General features: G+C 49.8%; 24 protein-coding genes. 9 read left to right on the top strand and 15 right to left on the bottom strand.

The annotated features are described in order from the left end of the window. Positions 1 to 12: 12 nt before the first annotated feature. From rpsR to A6395_RS08590, 6 genes are all read right to left on the bottom strand, one after another. Positions 13 to 243 (bottom strand): 30S ribosomal protein S18, encoded by a 231-nt coding sequence (gene rpsR, locus A6395_RS08615; protein WP_015880232.1) that lies wholly within the window; start codon positions 241 to 243, stop codon positions 13 to 15. Positions 244 to 284: 41 nt separating this feature from the next. Then, on the bottom strand, positions 285 to 812 hold the full coding sequence (gene ssb, locus A6395_RS08610; protein ID WP_070329342.1) for a single-stranded DNA-binding protein: 528 nt from the start codon (positions 810 to 812) through the stop codon (positions 285 to 287). A 37-nt stretch (positions 813 to 849) separates the two neighbouring features. Further along, positions 850 to 1137 carry a 30S ribosomal protein S6 gene (gene rpsF, locus A6395_RS08605; protein WP_071398686.1) on the bottom strand — a complete coding sequence of 96 codons (288 nt, stop codon included), beginning with the start codon at positions 1135 to 1137 and terminating at the stop codon, positions 850 to 852. A gap of 130 nt (positions 1138 to 1267) precedes the next feature. Continuing rightward, the gene (gene ychF / locus A6395_RS08600; RefSeq protein ID WP_070329341.1) at positions 1268 to 2368 is read right to left on the bottom strand and encodes a redox-regulated ATPase YchF; all 1101 of its coding nucleotides are present in this window, start codon (positions 2366 to 2368) and stop codon (positions 1268 to 1270) included. A 153-nt stretch (positions 2369 to 2521) separates the two neighbouring features. Continuing rightward, positions 2522 to 2725: a DUF951 domain-containing protein gene (locus A6395_RS08595; RefSeq protein ID WP_016509068.1), complete on the bottom strand. Its 204-nt coding sequence runs from the start codon at positions 2723 to 2725 to the stop codon at positions 2522 to 2524. Next, positions 2715 to 3653 carry a mechanosensitive ion channel family protein gene (locus A6395_RS08590; protein ID WP_071398685.1) on the bottom strand — a complete coding sequence of 313 codons (939 nt, stop codon included), beginning with the start codon at positions 3651 to 3653 and terminating at the stop codon, positions 2715 to 2717. Before A6395_RS08590 ends, A6395_RS08595 begins: the two co-directional genes overlap by 11 nt. Positions 3654 to 3823: 170 nt before the next feature. Here A6395_RS08590 and yyaC point away from each other — a divergent pair, with 170 nt between their 5' ends. Then, positions 3824 to 4450 (top strand): spore protease YyaC, encoded by a 627-nt coding sequence (yyaC, locus tag A6395_RS08585; protein WP_070329339.1) that lies wholly within the window; start codon positions 3824 to 3826, stop codon positions 4448 to 4450. Here the strand turns inward: yyaC and A6395_RS08580 are convergent. The 5 genes from A6395_RS08580 to mnmE form a co-directional block, all read right to left on the bottom strand. Further along, on the bottom strand, positions 4423 to 5205 hold the full coding sequence (locus tag A6395_RS08580) for a ParB/RepB/Spo0J family partition protein (protein WP_071398684.1): 783 nt from the start codon (positions 5203 to 5205) through the stop codon (positions 4423 to 4425). The genes yyaC and A6395_RS08580 overlap by 28 nt on opposite strands. 42 nt (positions 5206 to 5247) lie before the next feature. Continuing rightward, positions 5248 to 6126, bottom strand: coding sequence for a nucleoid occlusion protein (gene noc, locus A6395_RS08575; RefSeq protein WP_071398683.1), 879 nt, complete (start codon positions 6124 to 6126; stop codon positions 5248 to 5250). A 79-nt stretch (positions 6127 to 6205) separates the two neighbouring features. Further along, a complete protein-coding gene (rsmG, locus tag A6395_RS08570; protein ID WP_071398682.1) occupies positions 6206 to 6922 on the bottom strand; it encodes a 16S rRNA (guanine(527)-N(7))-methyltransferase RsmG in 717 nt (238 codons plus the stop codon). 4 nt (positions 6923 to 6926) lie between these two features. After that, a complete protein-coding gene (mnmG, locus tag A6395_RS08565) occupies positions 6927 to 8813 on the bottom strand; it encodes a tRNA uridine-5-carboxymethylaminomethyl(34) synthesis enzyme MnmG (protein WP_071398681.1) in 1887 nt (628 codons plus the stop codon). A gap of 15 nt (positions 8814 to 8828) precedes the next feature. Next, complete coding sequence (gene mnmE / locus A6395_RS08560; protein WP_070329335.1) at positions 8829 to 10208, bottom strand: tRNA uridine-5-carboxymethylaminomethyl(34) synthesis GTPase MnmE; 1380 nt, start codon at positions 10206 to 10208, stop codon at positions 8829 to 8831. A gap of 170 nt (positions 10209 to 10378) precedes the next feature. On the opposite strand from mnmE, the gene A6395_RS08555 reads away from it, so the two are divergent. Next, positions 10379 to 11131: a nucleotidyltransferase domain-containing protein gene (locus A6395_RS08555; protein ID WP_071398680.1), complete on the top strand. Its 753-nt coding sequence runs from the start codon at positions 10379 to 10381 to the stop codon at positions 11129 to 11131. An 18-nt stretch (positions 11132 to 11149) separates the two neighbouring features. On the opposite strand, the gene A6395_RS08550 is transcribed toward A6395_RS08555, so the two are convergent. The 4 genes from A6395_RS08550 to rpmH form a co-directional block, all read right to left on the bottom strand. After that, positions 11150 to 11692 carry an HdeD family acid-resistance protein gene (locus A6395_RS08550; protein ID WP_071398679.1) on the bottom strand — a complete coding sequence of 181 codons (543 nt, stop codon included), beginning with the start codon at positions 11690 to 11692 and terminating at the stop codon, positions 11150 to 11152. Positions 11693 to 11811: 119 nt separating this feature from the next. Next, positions 11812 to 12672 carry a membrane protein insertase YidC gene (gene yidC / locus A6395_RS08545; RefSeq protein ID WP_071398678.1) on the bottom strand — a complete coding sequence of 287 codons (861 nt, stop codon included), beginning with the start codon at positions 12670 to 12672 and terminating at the stop codon, positions 11812 to 11814. 104 nt (positions 12673 to 12776) lie between these two features. After that, positions 12777 to 13130, bottom strand: coding sequence for a ribonuclease P protein component (rnpA, locus tag A6395_RS08540; protein ID WP_071398687.1), 354 nt, complete (start codon positions 13128 to 13130; stop codon positions 12777 to 12779). Between the two features lie 157 nt (positions 13131 to 13287). Continuing rightward, a complete protein-coding gene (gene rpmH / locus A6395_RS15750; protein WP_083274156.1) occupies positions 13288 to 13422 on the bottom strand; it encodes a 50S ribosomal protein L34 in 135 nt (44 codons plus the stop codon). Between the two features lie 778 nt (positions 13423 to 14200). On the opposite strand from rpmH, the gene dnaA reads away from it, so the two are divergent. The 7 genes from dnaA (at position 14201) to A6395_RS08505 (ending at position 24023) form a co-directional block, all read left to right on the top strand. After that, positions 14201 to 15574, top strand: coding sequence for a chromosomal replication initiator protein DnaA (gene dnaA / locus A6395_RS08535; protein WP_070329330.1), 1374 nt, complete (start codon positions 14201 to 14203; stop codon positions 15572 to 15574). A 197-nt stretch (positions 15575 to 15771) separates the two neighbouring features. After that, the gene (dnaN, locus tag A6395_RS08530) at positions 15772 to 16911 is read left to right on the top strand and encodes a DNA polymerase III subunit beta (protein ID WP_070329329.1); all 1140 of its coding nucleotides are present in this window, start codon (positions 15772 to 15774) and stop codon (positions 16909 to 16911) included. A 134-nt stretch (positions 16912 to 17045) separates the two neighbouring features. After that, complete coding sequence (yaaA, locus tag A6395_RS08525) at positions 17046 to 17261, top strand: S4 domain-containing protein YaaA (protein ID WP_070329328.1); 216 nt, start codon at positions 17046 to 17048, stop codon at positions 17259 to 17261. Position 17262: 1 nt separating this feature from the next. Further along, positions 17263 to 18381, top strand: a complete 1119-nt coding sequence (gene recF / locus A6395_RS08520) for a DNA replication/repair protein RecF (protein WP_070329327.1) — start codon at positions 17263 to 17265, stop codon at positions 18379 to 18381. Positions 18382 to 18435: 54 nt separating this feature from the next. Then, positions 18436 to 20364 carry a DNA topoisomerase (ATP-hydrolyzing) subunit B gene (gene gyrB, locus A6395_RS08515; RefSeq protein ID WP_071398677.1) on the top strand — a complete coding sequence of 643 codons (1929 nt, stop codon included), beginning with the start codon at positions 18436 to 18438 and terminating at the stop codon, positions 20362 to 20364. A 22-nt stretch (positions 20365 to 20386) separates the two neighbouring features. Next, entirely contained in the window at positions 20387 to 22972 is a 2586-nt protein-coding gene (gyrA, locus tag A6395_RS08510) for a DNA gyrase subunit A (protein WP_071398676.1), read from the top strand. A 61-nt stretch (positions 22973 to 23033) separates the two neighbouring features. Next, complete coding sequence (locus tag A6395_RS08505) at positions 23034 to 24023, top strand: HD-GYP domain-containing protein (protein ID WP_071398675.1); 990 nt, start codon at positions 23034 to 23036, stop codon at positions 24021 to 24023. Positions 24024 to 24079: the final 56 nt, after the last annotated feature.

The raw sequence follows: 24079 nt of genomic DNA, 5'->3' as shown, positions 1-24079 counted from the left end.
GTGTGTCAAACATTACTCTGCAACGTATGGAAGCAAAGCCATTTGACGTGAACGCTTGATAGCGACAGTAAGTGGACGTTGGTATTTCGCTGAAGTACCAGTCACACGACGTGGAAGAATTTTCCCACGCTCTGAAACGAAGCGCTTGAGCAATTCTACGTCTTTATAATCGATATGAGTGATGTTGTTCGACGTAAAGAAACATACTTTACGACGACGACGACCTCCTGGACGACGTGCCATGTGAAGACCTCCTTTATTAGTTTAGTTTCGAATCGACGCGATCAAAATGGTAGATCGTCATCCGATAAGTCGATTTTGCCGCCACCCGAGAACGGATCTGCTTCAAAACCTTTGTTTGAAGATTGGTTTGAAGATTGGTTTGAGGACTGAGATGAAGTCGAAGAAGCAGCTGCGCCCCATCCTGATCCACTTGACTCACCACCACCGAAAACATCTCCCGCTGGTGCTGTATCACGTTGCGCTGAGGCACCGCGTGGTTCAAGGAAGCGTACGCTATCTGCTACGACTTCTGCCCGGTAACGACGTTGGCCATCTTGACCCTCGTAACTACTGATTTGAAGGCGACCGTCTACGCCGGCCATGCTGCCTTTTTTCAAATATTGCGCCACGTTCTCTGCTTGTTTGCGCCAAACGACACAATCAATAAAGTCCGCCTCACGCTTCCCATCTTGTCCAGTGAATGGACGATCGCAAGCGAGAGTGAAGCGAGTTACGGCGATTCCGCTCTGCGTATAACGCATTTCTGGATCGCGTGTCAATCGACCAACTAACACAACTCGGTTAATCATCTCAAAGCTCCCCTTTCACAATATGAAGCGTCAAGAATCAACGCTCATCTTTAGTTGTCATTTGACGGACAACGTCATCAGAGATCTTCATGAGACGCTCTGTTTCTTGGATCGCTTTAGGTTCAGCAGTGATGCTAAGAAGAACGTAGTATCCTTCGCGCATTTTGTTGATCTCGTAAGCGAAACGACGTTTACCCATATCTGTTGTTTTTTCAACAGTACCTCCGTTGTCAGTGATGACGTTGTTAAAACGTTCAATCAACGCTTTTTTAGCTTCCTCATCAACTGATGGACGGATAATGTAAAGTAGTTCATATTTACGCATTATCTTTCACCTCCTCTTGGACTAGCGGCTCCTACCGGTTGCAGGAGCAAGGAGCAAACAATTGTTTTACTCACGTCATAATATACTATCAAACTTATTTGCATTTTACAATACGTTTCAAGGAAATGTCTTAAACGTTGAAGCGGAACGTGACTACGTCGCCATCTTCGAACACATATTCTTTACCTTCTGAACGCAACTTGCCTTGTTCTTTGACGAGTGTCATGTTGCCGGCAGCCGACAAGTCTTCGTACGAGACGACTTCGGCCCGGATGAATCCACGCTCAAAGTCCGAGTGGATGACGCCGGCACACTGAGGAGCCTTCATCCCTTGTTTGAACGTCCAAGCACGGACTTCTTTCTCACCTGCCGTGAAGTATGTGGCGAGACCAAGCGTCGAGTACGCGGCATGGATCAGTTGATCGAGGCCAGACTCTTCGATCCCGAGGTCTTGCAAGAACTCGAGGCGCTCTTCTGGCTCAAGCTCAGAGATCTCTTCCTCGATGCGCGCGCAGATGACGATCACTTTCGCATCTTCCGTCGCGGCGTGTTCACGTACGGCTTGCACATACTTGTTATTGTCCGAGTCTGCGACTTCGTCTTCGCTCACGTTCGCGACATAAAGCATCGGTTTCATCGTCAACAGTTGGAAGTGTTTGACGATCGCGAGTTGGTCTTCCGTCAATTCTGCTACACGGGCCGGGCGCTCTGATTCGAGGACCGCTTGGACAATCTCGAGTGCTTCAAGTTCTTGCGCGGCCCCTTTATCTTTTGACTTCACCATTTTTTGAACGCGCGTGATGCGCTTGTCGACAAGTTCAAGGTCCGCCAAAATGAGCTCGAGGTTGATTGTCGTGATGTCATCGATCGGCGATACTTTACCGGCGACGTGGGTGATGTTGTCATCTTCAAAACAACGGACGACTTGGCAAATCGCGTCCACTTCACGGATGTTGGCCAGGAACTTGTTCCCGAGCCCTTCTCCTTTTGATGCTCCTTTGACGATTCCGGCGATATCTGTAAATTCGAACGCTGTCGGTACCGTCTTCTTCGGTTTGACGAGTTCCGTCAACCGGTCCAGACGCGCGTCCGGTACTTCGACGACTCCGACGTTCGGGTCGATTGTAGCAAACGGATAGTTGGCCGCTTCTACACCTGCTTGCGTGATGGCGTTAAATAATGTCGATTTCCCGACGTTCGGTAACCCGACGATTCCTGCTGTTAATCCCACTTATATTTCCTCCTCATCCGGCGTTTCCCGGGAAATGTTGATCCGTCTGTGGAGTGGGTACGTTCAGTACACCACACCGTCACATCCTTCACAATTATAGATAGTCCTCGATTAAACCGCAACTCACGGTTGCAACATAGAGAAGAACGCCACTTATTCAGCGGCGTTCTCTTGTTTAAGCACTTTTTTCAAACGTTTGTCAAAGTCACGTCGCGGCATTAAGACGCTCGCTCCGCAGCCTTGACATTTGATGCGGATGTCCATCCCGACACGTGTGACTTGCCAACGGTTCGTTTGACAAGCGTGCGGTTTCTTCATCTCTACAAAATCGTTTAACTCATACGATTTAGCCTGCATTTTCGGGCGCTCCTTTAGTCGAAGTGGTTGGAGACATCATGACCGTGCGCGGATATGGAATTTCAATCCCGCGCTCATCAAGTCCGGCCTTCAACTCTTTATGCAAAATCCGGCCTGCCGCGAAATGTTGCGTCGGCGGCACTTCGGCCATAAGACGGTACACGACTTCCGAGGGTCCGAGCGACTGCACACCGGCGAGTGTGATCGGTTCGATGAACAGATCGTGATACTTTTCTTCGACCGCCTTCGCGATTTCTTTCAGCGCTTTCTCGACCCGTTCCGTCTCTTCCTCATAAGCGACCCCGATATCGACGACAGCGACGCTATTCTCAAGCGAGTAGTTCGTCACTTGCATGATCTGGCCGTTCGGAATGATCGTCACTTGTCCGTTCAATCCTTTAAGTTTCGTCGTCCGGATGCCAACTTCGATGACGGTCCCGTCGACTTGTTGGTTCAAGTTCACATAGTCCCCGTTCTTGTACTGGTTCTCAAAAATAATGAACGCGCCTGTGATGACGTCTTTGACCAAGTTTTGGGCACCGAACGAGATGGCGAGACCCGCGACCCCGGCCGATGCGATCAAACCAGCGATATTGACCCCGAATTGACCGAGTACGGTCAAAATCATAATGAGCCCAATCACATAACGGATCGTGTTTTGCGCCAGTTTCAAAAGCGTTTCATTTTGCCGTTGCGCCACAATGTTATCTTCATGGATTTTACGTAACGTGAAAACGCGCTGGACCATCGACGTTAATATTCTTGTCGCCGCATACAACGCCACGATGATGAGCACGACCCCGGTCAGCTTAATCCCAAGAGCGATCCACATCTCTGTATCTTGAAAATACGCGACGAAGCGGTTGACGTTATTAATCGTCTCGTCAGCCACCGTACTTAAATCTGTTTCTGTATTCTGTGAAGCCATGTTGTCACCTCTAAAGTCATATATTCTAACCCATCAAACCATAATTGATGACTTTTCTCAAACCCTACATCCGGACGTTATAAGTTTCTTCGTTCCGGGAATGGGTTAATACGATATCCTTCCACAATTGCAACTAGATCCCAAACAGCTTAGAAGAGAGGATGAGATTCATGCCGTTTCGCCTAAAACCTCATAAACCATACTCTTTCTTCATCGAACATACTGAACGGAGTGGATCCAAACTTTTTGCTGACCAGCTTCATGAACAGTTGGCGAGCGAGACACACCGTCCGATCGTTCTCGTCTGCATCGGATCCGACCGTTCGACCGGAGATTCGCTCGGTCCCCTCGTCGGTACGTTTCTCGAGGAAAAAATGGTTCGGAACTTGCACGTCTACGGGACACTCACGAAACCGGTCCATGCCTTAAACCTAGTAGAAACGCTCCATGAGATTCAGACACGCTTTCACCGTCCGCTCATCATCGCCATCGATGCCTGCCTCGGCCGCTTATCGAGCGTCGGTTACGTCTTCTTCTCGGAAGGCCCGCTCGCACCGGGAGCTGGCGTTCAAAAAGAACTCCCATCGGTCGGCGAATACAACATCAAGGCGGTCGTCAACGTGAGCGGCTTCATGGAGATGATGATTCTACAAAACACGCGTCTCCACCTCGTTTACGAACTGGCGCGCTTCGTCACCGCCGGATTCGTCGAATTCGATTCACGAATCGGAAACATCCACCATGAAGAGGCCGCGTTCACAAGACTTCGTCAATCACGTGACGAATCAAAATCTTGAGGTGACAAAAGCGTCAACAAATGTTCCAAGTCTTCCTGCGAAAAATATTTCAACTCGAGGACGCCGCCTTTTCGACGTGACCGAATCGAGACATCCATTTGAAGACGTTCCGCAAGCACGGCCTCGACGGCTTCGACGTCTGAGTCTGAGCGTTTGAGCGTCTTTTTTTCTGTGCGCTCTTTTTGCAAATGGCGCTCGAGCCGGCGGACCGTCCACTGCTCAGCAATGACACGTCGCGCGATTTGTTCCATCGCCGCCTCCGACTTCATGCCGGTGATGGCACGGGCATGACCCATCGTCAGTTCCCCGACCATGACCGCGTGTTGGACCGCGCTCGGCAGTCTCAGGAGCCGGAGGCTGTTCGTCACATGGCTCCGGCTCTTCCCGACACGTTCGGCGAGCTGTTGTTGCGTCAGCCCTAATGTCTGCATGAGTTGCTCATAGGCGAGCGCTTCTTCGATCGCGTTCAAATCAGCCCGTTGGATGTTCTCGATGAGCGCGAGCTCCATGACCCGATCCGAGTCGGCCGTCACGACGAGCGCGGGAATGTCTTCTTTTCCGGCAAGTCGCGCCGCCTGATAGCGCCGCTCGCCGGCGATGATCTCATAATAGCCGCTCGCCTTACGGACGACGATGGGCTGTAAGACACCGTACCGTTCAATCGATTGTCGCAGCTCTTCTAGCTTCTCGGCTTCGAATTGCTTCCTTGGTTGGTTCGGGTTGGGACGGATAAATTTGAGCGCTAACTTTTCCATCGTGACGCCTCCTTGTTTATGATTTATAAAAAAAGCACGAGCTCACTTTTGTGGCCGCGCTTTTGGGATTCGGATTCGAATTTCAACAAACTCTTCTTCATCGACTTCTTCGGTTTGAACTTCGATACCGGTTTTCCCGATCAAATCAATCGAGTCACGAATCGTGTTGATCGCGATTCGAGTGTCTCGGGCAAAACTTTTCGTCCGCCGGCGTTGCTTCTTCGGTTTCCGTTTTTCTTCTTCAATCGGTGTCGTCAAGAACGCGACACGCTGTTCCGTCTCTTTGACGTTATAGTCTTCTTCAAGGATCTCCGTGAGTACTTGAATTTGCAGCAACTTTTCTTTGAGCGGCAAGAGCGCCCGGGCATGTCGTTCGTTGATTTGACGGTCACGTAAACATTGTTTGACGTCGTTCGGCAGCTTCAAGAGGCGTAACTTGTTCGCGATTGTCGACTGGCTCTTACCCAGGCTCTTCGCGAGCGCATCTTGCGTCAACTGTTTCATCGACAACAACCGGTCATACGCTTCCGCTTCTTCAATCGGGCTAAGCTGTTCGCGTTGTAAGTTTTCGATGAGCGCCAAGGCGGCCGTTGTATCGTCATCCATGTCACGGACGATAGCCGGAATGACGGACCATCCTAACGATTTGACCGCACGAAAACGACGTTCCCCAGCGATGATCTCATAGCGGTCCCCTTCCGCCTTACGAACAACGATCGGCTGAAGCAATCCGTGCTCTTCGATCGTGACGGCCAACTCTTCAATCTTAGCCGGTTCAAATACTTTACGCGGTTGATAACGGTTTGGAAGAAGTAATGCTAAAGCGATTTCTTGGACCGTGTCGTTCGGTTTAACTTGCGTCATTTCCGTGACGGCCACTTCTTGACGACTTCCGAACAGTTTAGCAAATGTTTTCTTCAACGTCGGCACCCCTTTATGTAAAAAATAAGCAGATTCCACCACTGGAATCTGCTTTTAGTTTCACGTGAAACAAGAATACTCAGATTAGCGGCTCTTTCGCCGGCGTTCCCGCTTTACGCGGATATTTCCCGGGCGTTTTACGTAATTTATCTACAATTACGATATTACGCTCACTCATCTCTCCTGGCAATAGGAACTGGTGTGTCGCTTTTACTTTCCCACCGAGCACCGCCAAGGCATTTTTCGCGTCCACAAGTTCATCGGAAACTTTCGCGGCTTTGAGCGCCACGAACGTTCCGCCGACTTTTGCGAGCGGTAGACAGTACTCGGCGAGCACCGTCATCCGCGCGACGGCACGGGCCGTCACGACATCAAATTGCTCACGGAATTTTTTATTTTTCCCGAACTCTTCGGCGCGTCCATGGTGGAACGCGACGCCATCTAGCTCGAGAGCGAGGGCGAGTTCGTTCAAGAACGTGATGCGCTTGTTGAGCGAATCGACAATCGTCACATGTAAGTGCGGGAACAAGATTTTGAGCGGTAAGCTCGGGAATCCTGCCCCGGCGCCGACGTCACATACCGTCTCGACGGTCGTGAAGTCGAAATGAAACGCAGCGCTCAGCGAATCGTAGAAATGCTTCAAATAGACTTCTTCTTTATCCGTGATTGCCGTCAAATTCATCTTCTCGTTCCATTCGACGAGCATCTCGAAATACCGTTCGAACTGGGCGAGTTGTTTCTCGCTCAGTTCGAACCCTTCTGCCTGTAAGGCTTCAATAAATTGGGATTGATTCATCGTTTCACTCCACCGTTGCGTATTGTCCCTGCTCGATATAGACAAGAAGAATCGATACGTCGGCCGGGTTCACCCCGGAAATACGTGACGCTTGTCCAATCGAGAGCGGACGAACTTGTTTCAATTTTTGTTGTGCTTCCGTCGCAAGACCACTGATCGCGTCATAGTCGAGCTTCTCAGGGATGCGCTTTTCTTCCATACGACGCATTTTTTCGACTTGCTCGAGCTGTTTCGAGATGTAGCCTTCATATTTCACTTGAATCTCGACTTGTTCAGCCACTTCGAACGGCACTTCGACCGGAGCCGGTGCAAACCGCGTCAGCGTCGCGTACGTCACTTCGGGCCGCTTTAACAAGATGTTGGCATGTGCTGCTTCTTTGAGCGGGTTCGCCCCGACTTCTTCCAAAATCGCATTCACTTCAGCCGACGGTTTGATCACGAGCGACTGGAGCCGCTTCACTTCCGCAGCGATGGCTGTACGTTTGTCTTCAAGGTTTTCATGGCGCTCAGCCGACAACAAACCGACTTCGTGTCCGATGTCGCTGAGGCGAAGATCGGCGTTATCGTGGCGAAGGAGCAAGCGATATTCGGCACGTGACGTCAGCAGACGGTACGGCTCGTTCGTCCCTTTCGTCACGAGGTCGTCGATCAAGACACCGATATACGCTTGCGACCGGTCCAAGATGACCGGGTCTTTCCCGAGCACTTTGCAGGCGGCGTTCATACCGGCCATGATACCTTGCCCGGCTGCCTCCTCGTATCCGCTCGTCCCGTTGATCTGCCCAGCCGTGAACAGACCGCTGACCGTCTTCGTCTCGAGTGTCGGCCAAAGTTGCGTCGGTACGACCGCGTCGTATTCGATCGCGTAACCGGGGCGCATCATCTCTGAGTTCTCAAGACCCGGGATCGTCCGGAGCATCTGGTGCTGGACGTCTTCCGGCATGCTCGTCGAGAAGCCTTGGACGTAGATTTCTTCCGTGTCGCGGCCTTCTGGCTCGAGGAAGATTTGATGACGCGGCTTGTCGTTGAAACGAACGACTTTATCTTCAATCGACGGACAGTAGCGTGGCCCTGTCCCTTTGATCGCGCCCGAATACATCGGCGAACGATGTAAGTTCTCGTCGATCAACTGGTGCGTCCGCTCGCTCGTATACGTTAGCCAGCATGGGATCTGTTCGATCGGATTGAGATCGGTCGACGTGTAAGAGAAGAGCGACGGGTTCTCGTCCCCCGGCTGAATCTCCGTTTTTGAATAATCGATCGTCTTTCCGTCGATTCGCGGCGGCGTACCCGTCTTGAAACGAACAAGTTCAAGCCCGAGTTCTTCGAGATGCTTCGACAGCTCGACAGAAGGCATTTGGTTGTTCGGACCGCTCTCATAAGACAGTTCTCCGATGATGATCTGTCCGCGCATGAACGTACCGGTCGTGACGATGACCGCGTTCGCCCGATACTCCGAGCCTGTGTTCGTGATGACGCCGCGCACTTGCCCGTCTTCGACGATGAGTCGCTCGACGAGTGCTTGACGAAGCAACAGGTTCGGCTCGTCTTCAAGTACTTTCTTCATGTGATTTTGATATTGGAATTTGTCCGCTTGCGCCCGTAACGCACGCACCGCTGGACCTTTTGATGTGTTGAGCATTTTCATTTGAATATATGTCGCGTCAATCGCTTTCGCCATCTCGCCTCCGAGGGCATCGATTTCACGAACGACGATCCCTTTAGCGGGACCTCCGATCGACGGATTGCAATACATAAACCCGACCATGTCCGGGTTCATCGTGAGCATCGCTGTCTTCGCGCCCATGCGCGCCGACGCAAGTGCCGCTTCGATCCCCGCGTGACCGGCTCCGATGACGATGACGTCAAACTCGCCTGCCGTGTAAGCCATAGTGTTTCCTCCTTCTTATTTCCCAAGACAAAACTGTGAAAACAGTTGATCGATCAAACTTTCCTGGACCGTGTCCCCATTGATTTCCCCGAGCGTATCCCACGCCCGACGTAAATCAATTTGGACCATGTCAATCGGCATGTTCATGCCGGCGCTACCGAGCGCCTCATCGATTTGCTCGATCGTCCGTTTAATGAGTTGAATGTGTCGTGCGTTCGAGATATATGTCATATCTTGCGACTCAACGCCTTTGGCGAAGAACAAGTTCGAAATCGCCTTTTCAAGCGCATCGATCCCTTCTTCCAATAATAGCGATGTAGCCACAATCGGGCGCCCTGCCGCTAATTTCTCTAGCTTAGAAGAATCCATGTTTTGTGGCAAGTCCGTCTTGTTGATGATGATGATCGCATTCATGCCGGCAATCGCCTCGAATAGCGCCTCATCTTCGACCGTCAAGCCCTCATGACCGTTCAAGACGAGCAAGATGAGATCGGCGCCCGCAAGCGCCTTCCGCGATTTTTCAACACCGATCCGTTCGACGATGTCTTCCGTCTCGCGGATCCCGGCCGTATCGATCAGCTTGAGCGGAACGCCTTTGACGTTCACGTACTCTTCGATCGTGTCGCGCGTCGTACCCGCGATTTCGGTGACGATCGCCTTCGTTTCCTGGACGAGTGTGTTGAGCAGCGAGGACTTGCCGACGTTCGGCCGTCCGATGATTGCTGTCGCGAGACCTTCGCGCAAAATTTTCCCTTGCCGAGCCGTCTCGAGCAGTTGTTCAAGCACACGTTTCACTTCGCCTGCCTTCTCTTCGACGATCGCTTGCGTCATCTCTTCAGCATCGTACTCTGGATAATCGATATTGACCTCGACGGCCGCGATCGTTTCAAGCAACAGTTGACGCAAATCACGGACGAGCCGCGACAAACGACCTTCCATCTGTGACATCGCCACGGTCATGGCGCGGTCGGTCTTCGCCCGAATCAAATCCATGACCGCTTCCGCTTGTGACAAGTCGATGCGGCCATTCAAAAAGGCGCGCTTCGTGAACTCGCCTGGTTCTGCCAATCGAATGTTCGGTTGTTCGAGGATCAGCTCGAGGACACGATTGACCGCGACGATTCCTCCGTGACAGTTGATTTCGACGACGTCTTCTCGCGTGAACGTCTTCGGCGCCCGCATGACGCTGACCATCACTTCATCGATGACCTCGTCTGTGCCAGGCCGTTTCAGTTTTCCGTAATGGATCGTGTGCGAGTCCACTTCCGTCAAGTCTTTGCCCGCGAACACGTTCGCCGTCGTCTCGACAGCCTTGTCACCGGACAAACGGACGATTCCGATTGCCCCTTCACCCATCGGCGTCGAAATGGCTGTAATCGTGTCAAACTCTAGCATAATCTTCCCCTCCCATACTTCAAACATCTTTATCTATCATATGCATAACGCACCTACTATACACGATATTTAGCTCGAACGAAAGGGTCCGACCTTTCCATCACGAGTTGCTTTTTCAGCTTTTACTTTTGTACAATAGCGGAATATATTTCCAAAGGAGGCACGACGGAATGAGACAACTTGAGGCCATTTCTAAACTGACGGACGTGTTACAGCAAGACGAAGCCGTTCAAGCGATTTTTCTTAAAGGATCGTTTGGACGCGGGGAAGGCGATGAACATTCGGACGTCGACCTTTATGTCATGGTCGCCCCGGAGAAGGTCGCTGACTTTTTAAGCCGACGGCGCCAGCACTTGTCGGCGTACCGTCCAATCTTGCTCGAGGACGACATCGACATCGTCGCCCCGCAACTGATTGTCGTCTACGATGACTTCTTACACGTCGACTTGTTCACCGTCACGTCGGAGACGTTGAACGGACACGACGAAATTATGGTGCTGTTCGACCCCGGCAACCGGCTTGAACATCATCCCCGTTCGCTCACCTTGGCTACAGGTGACTTATACGGGCACGCCTTCGATACGATTTGGTTTTTCTTTCAATATACGAAAGCACGCGACCGCGGAAACGACATTTGGGCCGTCGAGATGTTGCGCCAAGGGATGAACCATTTCGCCTACGTCCTTGCAGCCCATTACGAGCCGCATCGTAGCGTCCTCGGGTTGAAAGACGTGGCTGCACGCGCCCACATTGATTTGCGTGCGTGGTATGAGTCGTTGACCCCGACAAAACATGCCACGGCAGCGCGACTGTACGTCGCTCGCCTAGAGGAGGAGCGTCGATTTTTGGAGACAATCGAAGGATTCGCAACAATCCGACCGTTTTTCATAAATTTGCTCCAACGCGAAAAGAGCCGCCTGTAAAATCAGGCGGCTCTTCGTTCATACGTGCTGGCGTCTTGCAGACCGAAGCGTGAAATAGAGTACTAATTCGATGAGACCGACGGCAATTAAAAAGCCACCGAACAATTGAAACAAGACGAGTAAGCTGTCGAACGGGTTCGCCAGCATGAGTAGTCCGATCCCGATCCACAACAAGCTGCTCAATAGAAAGAACATCCACCGATTCGCAATCGTCTTGCGAAAACCAACGGCTTGAATGAGCCGGATGAGCCCGCCAAACAAGAACAAGAAACCGATGAAGAGCGGTAAGAGGCTGGCTAACGTTTCAGCGAAGAAAAAGACGATTAAGGCAATCAAGATATAGACGATCCCCATAAAGAACGATGGCGGCAACCCATCTTTTCGTTGGCGAAGACCTTGGAACAACACCCAAAGACCGAGTACAGCAAAATAACCGGCGACGAGATAAACGATGACGTCAAAGAAAAAGCGCGGATTAAATAAAATCAGTAACCCGACTACCAAATAAATACCGGCTTGTACTAACGTCGAACGTTCAAGCCGTTTGATCAGCGTCTCCATTAGGAATGCTCCCTTCTTGGTTCAGATAATTGGTCTTTAATCCTATTCCCGCATTTTATCCACAATACTTCTCTTGTCACAAAAAAAGGCTGTGGATTATTTATCCACAGCCTCAACGTTTATTTGCGTTTTTTCTTTTTGTTCTGTTTTTCTTCTTCTGCGAGTACCGCGCGCTCTGCTTCTTTCGCAGCGATTTTCGCTTCAGCTTGAACTTTCATCTTCTCACGCATCGGCAACATGATTGCCATCGTCACGATGATTGAGATGATGTAACCGACGACCCAGTACATCGAGAGGGCTGCCGGGAGGGTGATCGACATGACGAAAATCATGACCGGGAAGATATAAAGCATCATCTTTAACTGCGGGTTTTGTTCTTGCCCCGCCATTGAGATTTTTTGTTGGGCATACGTCAAGATCGCAGCAAGGATCGGCAAGATGAACGTCGGATCCGGCGCACCAAGGTCGAACCAAAGGAAACTTGCTTCAAAGATTTCAGGTGTCCGACGAATCGCATCATAGAATGCGAACAAGATCGGCATTTGAATCAAGATTGGCAAACACCCTGCGAGCGGGTTGATTTGGTAGTCTTGATACATCTTCATCATTTCTTCTTGCAGTTTACGCTGTGTCTCTTGGTCTTTCGAGCTATACTTCTCACGAAGCTTGAGCATTTCCGGCTGCAACACTTGCATCGCACCCATACTCTTCGTTTGCTTGATCATGAGCGGTAAGATCAAGAGGCGGACGATGATCGTCGCAACGATGATCGAATACCCGTACTGCCAAGTGCCGCCGATTAAATAAGCCGCTTCTTTTAACAACCATGCTAGTGGCCATACAAAGTATTTAGACCAGAAGCCTTCCGTTTCAGCCGTGATTGGCTCTCCTTGGATTGTCGATGGATCGACACATCCGGCCATCAACAAGATGACACCAGTCATGACGGCCAATAATCCTAATTTCAGGTTTTTGCTCATAATTCCTCCTACGCTTTCTGTATCGATTCTTTTTAGTTGCCTCACACGTCTATCGGTCAATCCTAATTAGTTCGCGTTATATATGAAAGAACGAGCTCGGATTGTTATGATCGATCGACTTGCCTCTGTTGCCAAACTTTAGCCCGTTTGAACACATGTTTCAAACTCTCCGTCACTTCATCTTGCGAGAGGGACGTCGCTGGTTTACGAGCGATGATGACATACTTATGCGGAGCCACGTTCGGTTCGAGCAAGCGAAGCGATTCACGCATCAATCGTTTCATTCGGTTTCGTTCCACTGCGTTCCCTAACTTTTTGCTGACAGAAAGTCCAACCCGGAAATGCGCTTGATCCGCCTTCTGAGTGTAGACGACAAACTGACGATTAGCCACGGAGCGTCCTTCGCGAAACACCGCTTGGAACTCTTCATTCTTTTGGAGGCGGTATTCTTTTTTCAAAATTTTCACTCCATCCTTCGCTTCAAAAATCGTCACCTAACATCATATCATATCCCATTCATTTCAACGAGTGAGAATCGATTTTTTCCGTTCAATTCTGTGACGATAAAAAAAGATTGCCCGAGGATCAGTTCCCCGGGCAATCTTTTGATCTTTATTAGACAGTCAAGGCTTTGCGGCCTTTACGACGACGAGCTGCAAGAATGTTGCGGCCGTTTTTAGTCGCCATACGCGAACGGAATCCGTGAACTTTTTTACGCTTACGGTTGTTAGGATTAAAAGTTGGTTTCATGGTTAAAGCACCTCCTCAAGGTTAACGCTCTATTAGCAAGTTATAGTTTCATTTAAGGCAGTCTTTAAGATTATATAAACTGTTCTACCGATTGTCAATGGCATTTCAAGAGGTTTTCGAATCGGGTACGAATAGTTAACAACGATGAACTTGATCTCCCCAACTAGACGGATCAGGCTAGACATCGATAAAATAGGGGACTAAACGAGACGCAACCTTTACATTTAAGCCGTCATTCTTTTACAAATAGCTTGATAAAGCCATTTTATCCACATATCCACCTAGTTATCCACACTTATATGTGTATAACTCCATCTTTTTCAACAATTGTAACGTACGGTTTCTTAAAATTCTACTTTCTTCTCTTACAAAAACAATACGTTATTCTCTTTCTCCCTCTTTTGTGTATAACTTTTTCATGGCGGCTCGTCCCCTTTAAGTTTATCCACAACATATCCACAGCTTATCCACACTGTCCACAGCATGTGGATAAGTGCCTGTGGATTGTTTTTTAAATCTGTGGATAAATGTCAAAAACCGTTGCCACGTCTATTTTATTTTGATAAACTAAATGTGCACAACTCGTGGATGATATTTCATCAATTCCGAGATATACACAGCCTGTGGATAACTGTTATCCCCATAGTTAACACCTTGTGGATAACGTTATCCACAGTTTTTGTTTCCTGGGGATAAGCCTAGTTTCTACTATAAGAATAGTGAATGTGTATATCATGTGAATAAGTTTCGCCAATATGTGAGTAAAGGAGGTCTTTCATTGAAAAATGCTCGCGAGATTTGGAGAAATGTTTTATCTCTAATCGACGAAGAAGAACGAACACCAAAAGCTAGCTTTGACATGTGGTTGAAGTCAACGGAAGGAATTTCATTGATGGGAACGACACTCGTCGTATCCGCCCCCGCTAGTTTCATTGTCACTTGGCTCGAACGTCAGTACTTGTCATTATTGCAAGATACGGTTGAGGAAGTGACGAACAATCGACTTGAGATTCATTTTATCGAGGAGTCGCAAGCGCACAAGTATGCTCCTGCAGAGGGATCAAAAGAAGCGATTGCCGCTACAGAAACGAGAGAGCAGCCGGTTCCAGTACGATCAAAAGAGGAAGGGAACCTCGGTCAATTAAACGATAAGTATATCTTTGAAACGTTCGTCATCGGTTCGGGCAACCGGTTTGCCCATGCTGCCTCACTGGCTGTGGCTGAAGCGCCTGCGAGAGCTTACAATCCGCTCTTCATCTATGGGGGAGTCGGACTTGGAAAGACACACTTGATGCATGCGATCGGTCATTACGTGAAAGGGCAGAAGCCAGGCGCACGAATCGCCTACGTTTCGTCGGAAAAGTTTACAAACGAGTTCATTAACTCAATCCGCGACAATAAGACAGAGGAGTTCCGTAACCGTTACCGGAACATCGATGTTCTATTAATAGATGACATTCAGTTCTTGGCCGGGAAAGAACAGACGCAAGAAGAGTTCTTCCACACGTTCAATGCGCTCCATAACGATCAAAAACAAATCGTCATCTCGAGCGATCGGCCGCCTAAAGAGATTCCGACGTTAGAAGATCGTCTCCGGTCTCGGTTCGAATGGGGACTGATCACGGATATCACGCCGCCTGACCTCGAGACGCGGATCGCGATTTTACGGAAGAAAGCGACAGCTGAAGGGCTTGATATCGCCAATGACGTCATGCTCTATATCGCGAATCAAATCGACACGAACATTCGTGAGCTTGAAGGCGCACTTACCCGCGTCGTCGCCTATGCGAAGCTCGTCGCCCGGCCGATTGACCCTGATGTCGCTGCCGAAGCGCTCCACAACATCATGCCGGTGCAAGAAGCGAAGAAGATTGTCATCCGTGACATCCAAGAGATCGTCGGTCATCACTTTAATATCGAGGTCGATGAGCTCAAAGCGAAAAAACGGACGAAGACGCTCGCTTTCCCGAGACAGATCGCGATGTATTTATCACGCGAGATGACCGAGAGCTCACTCCCTAAAATCGGAGAAGAGTTCGGTGGGCGGGATCACACGACAGTTATCCACGCGCATGAGAAGATTAGCACGTTACTCAAGCATGATCCGGAGATGCAAGAGACGATTAAAACATTGAAGAAGGCGTTGTCGTAACCGTCTCATTTCTCTTGTGGATATCCTGTGGATAAACAAGCCGAGTTATCCACACGTTATTCACAGGCAGATTGGCTCAACACCAGTTGTTCAAGTGAGTTATCCCCACTATCCACAGCCCTTATTACTATTATGACTTAAATAATACTATTATTATTAAACTATATGACTCATTTCACTTAGGAGGAATTATCCACATGCACTTAACGATTCAGCGCGATGTATTCATGCAAGCCGTACAAGATGTATCAAAAGCTGTTGCTTCTAGAACGACGATCCCAATTTTGACAGGATTAAAACTCGAAGCCCATGCGGATGGATTGACGCTCACAGGAAGTGATACGGAAATTTCGATCGAACGATTGATCCCGGTCGAAGAGGGTGGAATCGAACTCATCCAAATCCAACGTGCCGGTAGCGTCGTCTTGAACGCCCGTTTCCTTGGTGAAATCGTCAAGAAGCTCCCGACGAACGAAGTCACACTCGAAGTCTCACCAAACTTCATGACGCGTATCGAATCAGGTCAAGCGGAGTTCCATCTGAACGGACTCGACCCAGACGAGTATCCACGTCTCCCTGAACTAGCGAGCGACCGCCGGTTCTATCTTCCGGCCGATTTGTTGAAGACGATCATTCGCCAAACAAGCTTTGCCGTCTCGTCGCAAGAGACACGTCCAGTCCTGACAGGTGTGAATTTCTCAGCTGAAAAAGGATTTTTGACATGCGTCGCGACGGATAGCCATCGGTTGGCACTGCGCCGGGCCCGTTTTGAAACAGATGACGATTTGACGTTCCAAAATGTCGTCGTACCTGGTCGTTCACTCAATGAGCTCGCGAAATTACTCGACCGTGAAGAGTTGCCGATTGAAATCGTCTTGACGGACCAACAGATTCTATTCCGTCTGAAAAACATTTCGTTCTTTTCACGTCTTCTTGATGGAGCGTACCCAGATACGTCTCGCTTGATCCCAGAAGAATATCGGACTGCAGTTCGTTTGAATGCGAAAGATTTCTTACAGGCGATTGATCGTGCATCGCTGTTGGCACGTTCGGATCGCAACAATGTCATCAAGTTCGTGGCTGAAGAAGCGAACACGGTCGAAGTCTCTTCACACTCGCCTGAAGTCGGGAAAGTGTCCGAGCGGGTCAGCATCTTATCGCTCGAAGGTGAAGAACTCAAAATTTCGTTCAACTCGAAATTTGTCATGGATGCGCTTCGTGCGCTCGATGCGACGGAAATCGAGGTTCAATTCACAGGTTCGATGCGCCCGTTCATTTTGCGTCCGGTCGAACAAGATAGTGTCCTTCAGTTGATTTTGCCAGTCCGCACATCGTAATCAAGATGGAGCGAATCGGGGATGATGAGGTGTTTCACCTTATCATCCCTATTTTTGCCTTATTCGACGTTTTTCGATAAACTAATATGTATGGCGATTTTTTGTGAAAAGTATGAAGGAAAGGAAGTGACGACATGGAAAAAGTGTCGATTACGACCGAGTATGTAACACTCGGACAATTTTTAAAATTAGCTGATATTATTTCAAGCGGAGGCCAAGCGAAATTCTTTTTGGAAGACGTTGAGATCAAAGTGAACGGCGAGGTCGATCAACGCCGCGGCCGTAAACTCCGCGACGGAGACAAGATTGAAGTCGAGGGCTACGGGGACTTCCAAATCGAGGGGAACTAACGTGCACTTATTGTCGATTCGACTGCAAAACTACCGCAACTACGAAGCCCTTGAGCTAAATTTTTCAGAACAGACGAATGTTCTCATCGGTGAGAACGCCCAAGGCAAAACGAATCTGCTCGAATCGATTTACGTACTTGCGCTCGCAAAGTCGCATCGGACGACGCAAGACCGTGAACTGATCGGATGGGAAGCGGAAACGGCCATCGTCGAGGGTCGGATCCATAAACGTACCGGTGAAACGGTACAGTCGCTGAGCTTTTCTCCGAAAGGGAAAAAAGCGAAACTGAACCACCTCGAGCAACGACGGCTCAGTGACTACGTCGGAGCGTTCAACGTCGTCTTGTTCGCGCCAGAAGATCTTGCGATCGTCAAAGGCAGCCCTCAAGGACGAAGACGTTTTTTAGATATGGAAATCGGACAAGTCAGTCCGATTTACTTACATGACTTGAATCAGTATTTGAAAACACTGAAGCAACGGAATGCATTTTTAAAACAACTGTCGATCAAAGGTGGGGACGAGACATTGCTCGAAGTGCTCACCGACCAACTGATTGAGCTTGCCGTCAAAATCGTTTCCAGGCGCCACCATTTTATCGATCAACTCGAGAAATGGGCCGGACCGATCCATGCAGGAATCACTCGGAACTTAGAAACGTTGACGATTCAATACGTCTCGGACACGTTTCAAAAAGAACGTCACACGAAAGAACAGATGTTTGAAACGTATCGGCAAAAGTTTGATAAAATAAGAGAGAACGAACGAAGAAGAGGTGTGACCTTGTTCGGTCCCCATCGCGACGACTTCGAATTGTACGTTAATGATCGGAACGTCCAAACGTTCGGTTCACAGGGCCAGCAACGCACGGCGGCCTTGTCGTTAAAACTAGCGGAGATTGAACTGATCCACGAAGAGGTCGGGGAGTATCCGCTGCTGTTGTTAGACGACGTCTTATCTGAATTAGATGATCATCGCCAAACCCATCTGCTTGATACGATGGGGCAGAAAGTCCAAACGATTATTACGACGACCAATATCGATGGAATTGCTCACGAAACGATTCAACAAGCCAAGTTGTTTCACGTGAAACAAGGTAAAGTTGAGACGGAATCTGTCTAACGTACGACCAATCCTTATGAACACCAATTCATGTATAGTAGGTGAATGAAACCGATGAGTAACGAAAACGAAAAACAAATGCAAGATTACGGTGCCGATCAGATTCAAGTGCTTGAAGGGTTAGAAGCCGTTCGTAAACGCCCAGGGATGTATATCGGTTCGACGAGTTCGCGCGGGCTCCACCACTTAGTGTGGGAAGTCGTCGACAACTCGATTGATGAAGCGCTCGCCGGTCATTGTGAAACGATTACCGTGACGGTCGAACCAGGCAACTCTGTCGTGGTCGAAGATGATGGCCGGGGGATTCCGGTCGACATTCAGAAAAAGACAGGACGTCCTGCCGTCGAAGTCATCTTCACCGTTCTCCACGCCGGAGGTAAATTTGGCGGCGGTGGATATAAAGTGTCGGGTGGTTTGCACGGAGTCGGGGCGTCCGTCGTTAACGCCTTGTCGAAGAAACTCGAGGTGTTCGTACGCCGAAACGGTAACGTTTACTATCAATCGTTCAAACGCGGCGCACCTCAAGGTGAGCTCGAGATTGTCGGCACGACAGACACGACCGGTACGACGGTTCGTTTCTTCCCAGATGGAGACATCTTCGATGAAACACTCGAATACGATTTTGATCTTCTCGCAACTCGCTTGCGTGAACTTGCTTTCTTGAACAAAGGACTCCGTATCATCGCAAAAGACGAGCGGGGCGACGAAACGATTGAGCGAAACTATTATTACGAAGGCGGGATCAAGTCTTACGTCGAGCATTTGAACCGTTCGAAGTCTTCGATCCACGAGGAGCCGGTTTATGTACACGGCACGAAAGACGGGATCGAAGTAGAGATCGCGTTGCAGTACAACGAAGGGTTCTCTAGCAATATTTACTCGTTCACAAACAACATTCCGACACACGAAGGCGGAACGCACGAGACCGGATTCAAAACGGCACTGACACGGGCGATCAACGATTACGCCAAACGCTTTGGATTGATGAAAGAGGCTGATGGCAGCCTTTCTGGCGACGACGTGCGTGAGGGGATGACCGCGATCGTCTCGGTCAAACACCCGTCACCGCAGTTCGAGGGACAGACGAAGACGAAGCTCGGTAACGCTGACGCCCGTACGGTGACAGATTCACTCTTTAGCGAGACGTTCGAACAGTTCTTGCTTGAGAACCCGTCGGTCGGCCGACTCATCGTCGACAAAGGGCTCATGGCAGCCCGTGCCCGCCTCGCGGCCAAACGCGCCCGTGAAATGACACGTCGTAAAGGCATCCTTGAAGTCAGCTCGTTGCCAGGTAAGCTGGCCGACTGTTCATCGAAGGACGCATCAAAATCTGAACTGTACATCGTCGAGGGTGACTCGGCCGGTGGATCAGCCAAGTCAGGACGCGACCGTCATTTCCAAGCGATTTTGCCAATCCGAGGTAAGATCATCAACGTCGAGAAAGCAAGACTCGATAAAATCTTAGCCAACCAAGAAGTCCGAACAATCATCACGGCACTTGGGACCGGGATCGCCGACGAATTCGATCTCGGCAAGGCGCGTTACCATAAGTTGATCATCATGACCGATGCCGACGTCGATGGTGCCCACATCCGGACACTGTTGCTGACGTTCTTCTATCGTTACATGCGGCCACTTATTGAGAGCGGCTACGTCTACATCGCCCAGCCGCCACTCTACGGTGTAAAACATGGTAAAGAGATTGTTTACGTCCAAAACGACCGCGAACTCCAAGAAGCAATCAAACGACTTCCTGAGAACGCGCGCTATAGTGTACAGCGCTACAAGGGTCTCGGTGAGATGGACCCGGAACAACTTTGGAGCACGACGATGAATCCAGAGTCTCGCTCGATGCTTCGTGTCGACCTTCAAGACGCCATCGAGGCAGATGAGGTCTTTGAGACGCTCATGGGCGACAATGTCGAGCCGCGCCGTGACTTTATCCAGTCACACGCACACTACGTGAAAAACCTCGATATTTAAAAAGAAGGGTAGGCAATAACGAATGGCAGAACAAGAAAATATCAAGGATATAAATATTAGCCAAGAGATGCGGACGTCGTTCATGGACTATGCGATGAGCGTCATCGTGTCGCGTGCCCTCCCGGACGTGCGAGACGGTCTCAAGCCGGTTCACCGCCGTATCCTTTATGCGATGAACGAGCTCGGGATTCGTGCCGACAAGCCCCATAAGAAGTCTGCCCGTGTCGTCGGGGACGTCATCGGTAAATATCACCCACATGGTGATTCAGCCGTTTACGAGACGATGGTCCGGATGGCCCAAGATTTCAGTTATCGCTACGAACTCGTCGATGGCCACGGAAACTTCGGGTCCGTCGATGGAGACTCGGCAGCGGCAATGCGTTACACGGAAGCCCGGATGTCGAAAATCGCGATGGAACTCGTGCGCGATATCGGTAAAAACACGATTGACTATCAAGCAAACTTTGATGGTGAAGAGAAAGAACCAGTCGTTATGCCGGCCCGTTTCCCGAACTTCCTCGTCAATGGTACGAGCGGGATCGCGGTCGGGATGGCGACGAACGTACCACCACATAACTTGAACGAAGTAATCGATGGCGTACTTGCGCTCACGCATAATCCGGACATCACGATTTCAGAGCTCATGCAGTACATTCCGGGTCCGGACTTTCCGACGTCTGGTGAGATTTTAGGACGCAGCGGTATTCGCCGGGCGTATGAGACAGGTCGCGGATCGATCACGATGCGCGCGAAAGCCGAGATCCAAGTGTTGAAGAACGGCCGTGAACGCATCCTCGTCCACGAAATTCCGTATCAAGTGAACAAGGCACGTCTCGTTGAAAAGATTGCTGACCTAGTTCGCGATAAGAAAATCGAGGGCATCACAGACCTTCGCGACGAGTCGGACCGAAACGGAATGCGCGTCGTCATCGAGGTACGCCGCGATGCGAACGCAAGCGTCATCTTGAACAACTTGTATAAACAGACGCCGATGCAAACGACGTTCGGGGTGAACATGCTCGCGCTCGTCGGAGGACGTCCGAAAACGCTCAACTTGAAACAAGCGATCTATTATTACATCGAGCACCAAAAAGAAGTCGTTCGTCGTCGGACGCAGTTCGACCTCGATAAGGCAGAAGCGCGTGCGCATATTCTCGAAGGTCTCCGTGTCGCACTCGACCACCTCGATGAAGTCATCGCCATCATCCGCAGCACGCGGACCGGTGACGAGGCCCGTGAGAAATTGATTGCTCGCTTCGGACTATCAACAGAGCAGACACAAGCCATTCTCGATATGCGTCTCCAACGGTTGACCGGTCTTGAACGCGAGAAAATCGAAGGCGAGTATCGCGAGATCCGTACGTTGATCGAAGAATTGCGTGCGATTTTAGGGGACGAGGAACTCCTTCTCGAAATCATTCGCAATGAGTTGACTGAAATCAAAGAGCGTTACGGCGATGCACGTCGTACAGTGATTCGTACCGACATCATCGAGCTTGAGGATGAGGATTTGATCCCAGTTCGGGACATGATGATCGCACTGACGAGCGAAGGCTACATCAAATCGATTCCGAGTGACTCGTATCGTACACAACGCCGTGGCGGTCGAGGGAAACAAGGAATGGGTACGAATGACGAAGACTTCGTATTGCGCCTCTTATCTGCTTCAACGCACGATACGATCTTGTTCTTCACGAACTTCGGTCGCGTGTTCCGCTTGAAAGGATATGAGATTCCTGAGATGAGCCGAACCGCGAAAGGGATGCCGATTATCAACTTGCTCCAAGTCGATAAGGGCGAGAAGGTCGAAACGATGATTCCGGTCGACTTTAATAGCTATTTGGCGGACAAAGCTATCGTTGAGGACGTTGGTGAAGGTTCAGAAGAAGAAGAAGTGGCTGATGAGCAATTGTCACTCGTGTTTATCACGAAGCACGGACTTGTCAAACGGTCACCGCTTTCTGCCTATGCTCGCATCAACAAAAACGGGTTGCGTGCTATCAGCTTAAATGATAGCGATGAGCTCGTTACCGTACGTCTCGCGAAGAGCGATGACGAGATGTTGATCGTGACACACGCAGGGATGTCGATTCGCTTCCCGCTCGAAGGTGAGGTCCGTTCGATGGGCCGTACCGCTCGCGGTGTACGTGCGATTCGATTGAAGAAAGATGATGATCGAGTCGTTTCGATGGAAATCGTACGCCCGACGCAAGACGTGCTCATCATCACGGAAAAAGGATATGGCAAACGCACGGCGATGGAACAATTCCGTACACAAGGTCGAGGCGGTTCTGGAATTATCGGAATCAAGACAGACCGCGGAACTGTCGTCGGGATGCGCGTAGTCGATGAAGATGATGACATCATGCTCATGACCGAGCTCGGTGTCGCGATTCGAATCGATGCCCAAACAATTTCGCAAATGGGTCGTAGCACGCGCGGTGTCAAAGTCATGAATATCGAAGATGGCGATCGCTTGGCGACAATTGCTAAACTGAAAAAAGATGAATTAGAAGATGAATTAGAAGAGGAATCGACAGTTGATGTGGAGAATGGGTTTGTTGATGAAGCACCCGAAGTTGGCCCATCGTCTGAAGAGACTGAGTAAGACGAAAAGGTTGAACGGTGCTTCCGTTCGACCTTTTTTCATACAATCAGGAGGGATGAGCATGCGACTTGCCATTTCAAACGTTCACGTTGGGATGACGCTTTTGACGTCAGTTTCTTCGTTAGAGGCAGGAACGAAACTGACAAACGAACATTTACGCTTGCTCCGTTTTTTAAAGGTGGGAGCGATTGATGTTGCTCCGGTCGAATGTCGCCATCTTACCCGCGACGAGGAAATCGATCTATGTGCAAAAGTGCTCCAATATGAACGGCATTATAACCAATGGGAAGAACGAATTGCCCCCAACCCTTACGAAGCGCTTGAATTCGTCCATCAACTGTTCAAACGTGAATATCCGCTATCGGCCATCGTCACCTTCTTCACGAATCAACCACTTCGAAAAAATCATGTGATTCATCATGCGATTTATCGAGCCTTAGTAGCCAAGACGCTATCGAAATACCGAGGAGACGAACACCGCATTCAATTCGATTATGGCGTTGCTTCCTATTTCGCAGATGCGAGCTACGCTAAAATACGAAAGTGGTCCCACATGCGCTATTTCACAAAAATGGAACGAGAGCTGTTGTATCAGCACCCGCTCGTCTCGTTTGCGATGTTACCGCAAGATCAGACACTTAGAACCAGGGTCGGTAAATTGATTGCCGAACATCATGAACGCCTAGACGGGTCAGGTTTTCCGAATCGGCTAGAAGAACGAGCCCTTCATCCTGCATCACCGTTGTTCATCGTCGCTGATCGGTTCTGCCAATTGACAGCCCCACGTACGTTCAGGGCAGCGTTGACAGCAGAAGAGGCCTATTTTTATATGTGGCAAAATGAGGCATACGATGGGGAAGCGTTGACGCTTTTAGCTACACTGCTCGGCTTTTACGAAGTAGGACGGACTGTCTTACTGAGCAGTGGTGTGCGCGGAACGATTCAACGCTACACGCCGAGTGTAGAACAACCGGTCGTGATCGCTGAACCAACGCAAGAAACATACGATTTATCTCAACTTGATGAGGTTCGAATCGTCGCTTTTCAGTAACCGTCTAGCGTGTTCCTTCTATATAGTGCCGTCGAAAGAATACGCTAGATATTATT

This window comes from Exiguobacterium sp. SH31 (assembly GCF_001816105.1).
GTDB classification, from domain to species: domain Bacteria; phylum Bacillota; class Bacilli; order Exiguobacteriales; family Exiguobacteriaceae; genus Exiguobacterium; species Exiguobacterium aurantiacum_A.
The sequence above is the reverse complement of the archived record's forward strand: the minus strand, read 5'-3'. Positions and strand labels throughout refer to the sequence as shown.

Coding starts and splice junctions, on each gene's coding strand:
- yaaA (WP_070329328.1), top strand. CDS start 17,046: ATGGAAAAAGTGTCGATTACGACCGAGTATGTAACACTCGGACAATTT.
- A6395_RS08590 (WP_071398685.1), bottom strand. CDS start 3,653: ATGGCTTCACAGAATACAGAAACAGATTTAAGTACGGTGGCTGACGAG.
- rpmH (WP_083274156.1), bottom strand. CDS start 13,422: ATGAAACCAACTTTTAATCCTAACAACCGTAAGCGTAAAAAAGTTCAC.
- A6395_RS08555 (WP_071398680.1), top strand. CDS start 10,379: ATGAGACAACTTGAGGCCATTTCTAAACTGACGGACGTGTTACAGCAA.
- rsmG (WP_071398682.1), bottom strand. CDS start 6,922: ATGAATCAATCCCAATTTATTGAAGCCTTACAGGCAGAAGGGTTCGAA.
- ssb (WP_070329342.1), bottom strand. CDS start 812: ATGATTAACCGAGTTGTGTTAGTTGGTCGATTGACACGCGATCCAGAA.
- rpsF (WP_071398686.1), bottom strand. CDS start 1,137: ATGCGTAAATATGAACTACTTTACATTATCCGTCCATCAGTTGATGAG.
- mnmE (WP_070329335.1), bottom strand. CDS start 10,208: ATGCTAGAGTTTGACACGATTACAGCCATTTCGACGCCGATGGGTGAA.
- gyrA (WP_071398676.1), top strand. CDS start 20,387: ATGGCAGAACAAGAAAATATCAAGGATATAAATATTAGCCAAGAGATG.
- dnaN (WP_070329329.1), top strand. CDS start 15,772: ATGCACTTAACGATTCAGCGCGATGTATTCATGCAAGCCGTACAAGAT.
- A6395_RS08505 (WP_071398675.1), top strand. CDS start 23,034: ATGCGACTTGCCATTTCAAACGTTCACGTTGGGATGACGCTTTTGACG.
- gyrB (WP_071398677.1), top strand. CDS start 18,436: ATGAGTAACGAAAACGAAAAACAAATGCAAGATTACGGTGCCGATCAG.
- yidC (WP_071398678.1), bottom strand. CDS start 12,672: ATGAGCAAAAACCTGAAATTAGGATTATTGGCCGTCATGACTGGTGTC.
- rpsR (WP_015880232.1), bottom strand. CDS start 243: ATGGCACGTCGTCCAGGAGGTCGTCGTCGTCGTAAAGTATGTTTCTTT.
- A6395_RS08550 (WP_071398679.1), bottom strand. CDS start 11,692: ATGGAGACGCTGATCAAACGGCTTGAACGTTCGACGTTAGTACAAGCC.
- A6395_RS08580 (WP_071398684.1), bottom strand. CDS start 5,205: ATGGAAAAGTTAGCGCTCAAATTTATCCGTCCCAACCCGAACCAACCA.
- yyaC (WP_070329339.1), top strand. CDS start 3,824: ATGCCGTTTCGCCTAAAACCTCATAAACCATACTCTTTCTTCATCGAA.
- mnmG (WP_071398681.1), bottom strand. CDS start 8,813: ATGGCTTACACGGCAGGCGAGTTTGACGTCATCGTCATCGGAGCCGGT.
- A6395_RS08595 (WP_016509068.1), bottom strand. CDS start 2,725: ATGCAGGCTAAATCGTATGAGTTAAACGATTTTGTAGAGATGAAGAAA.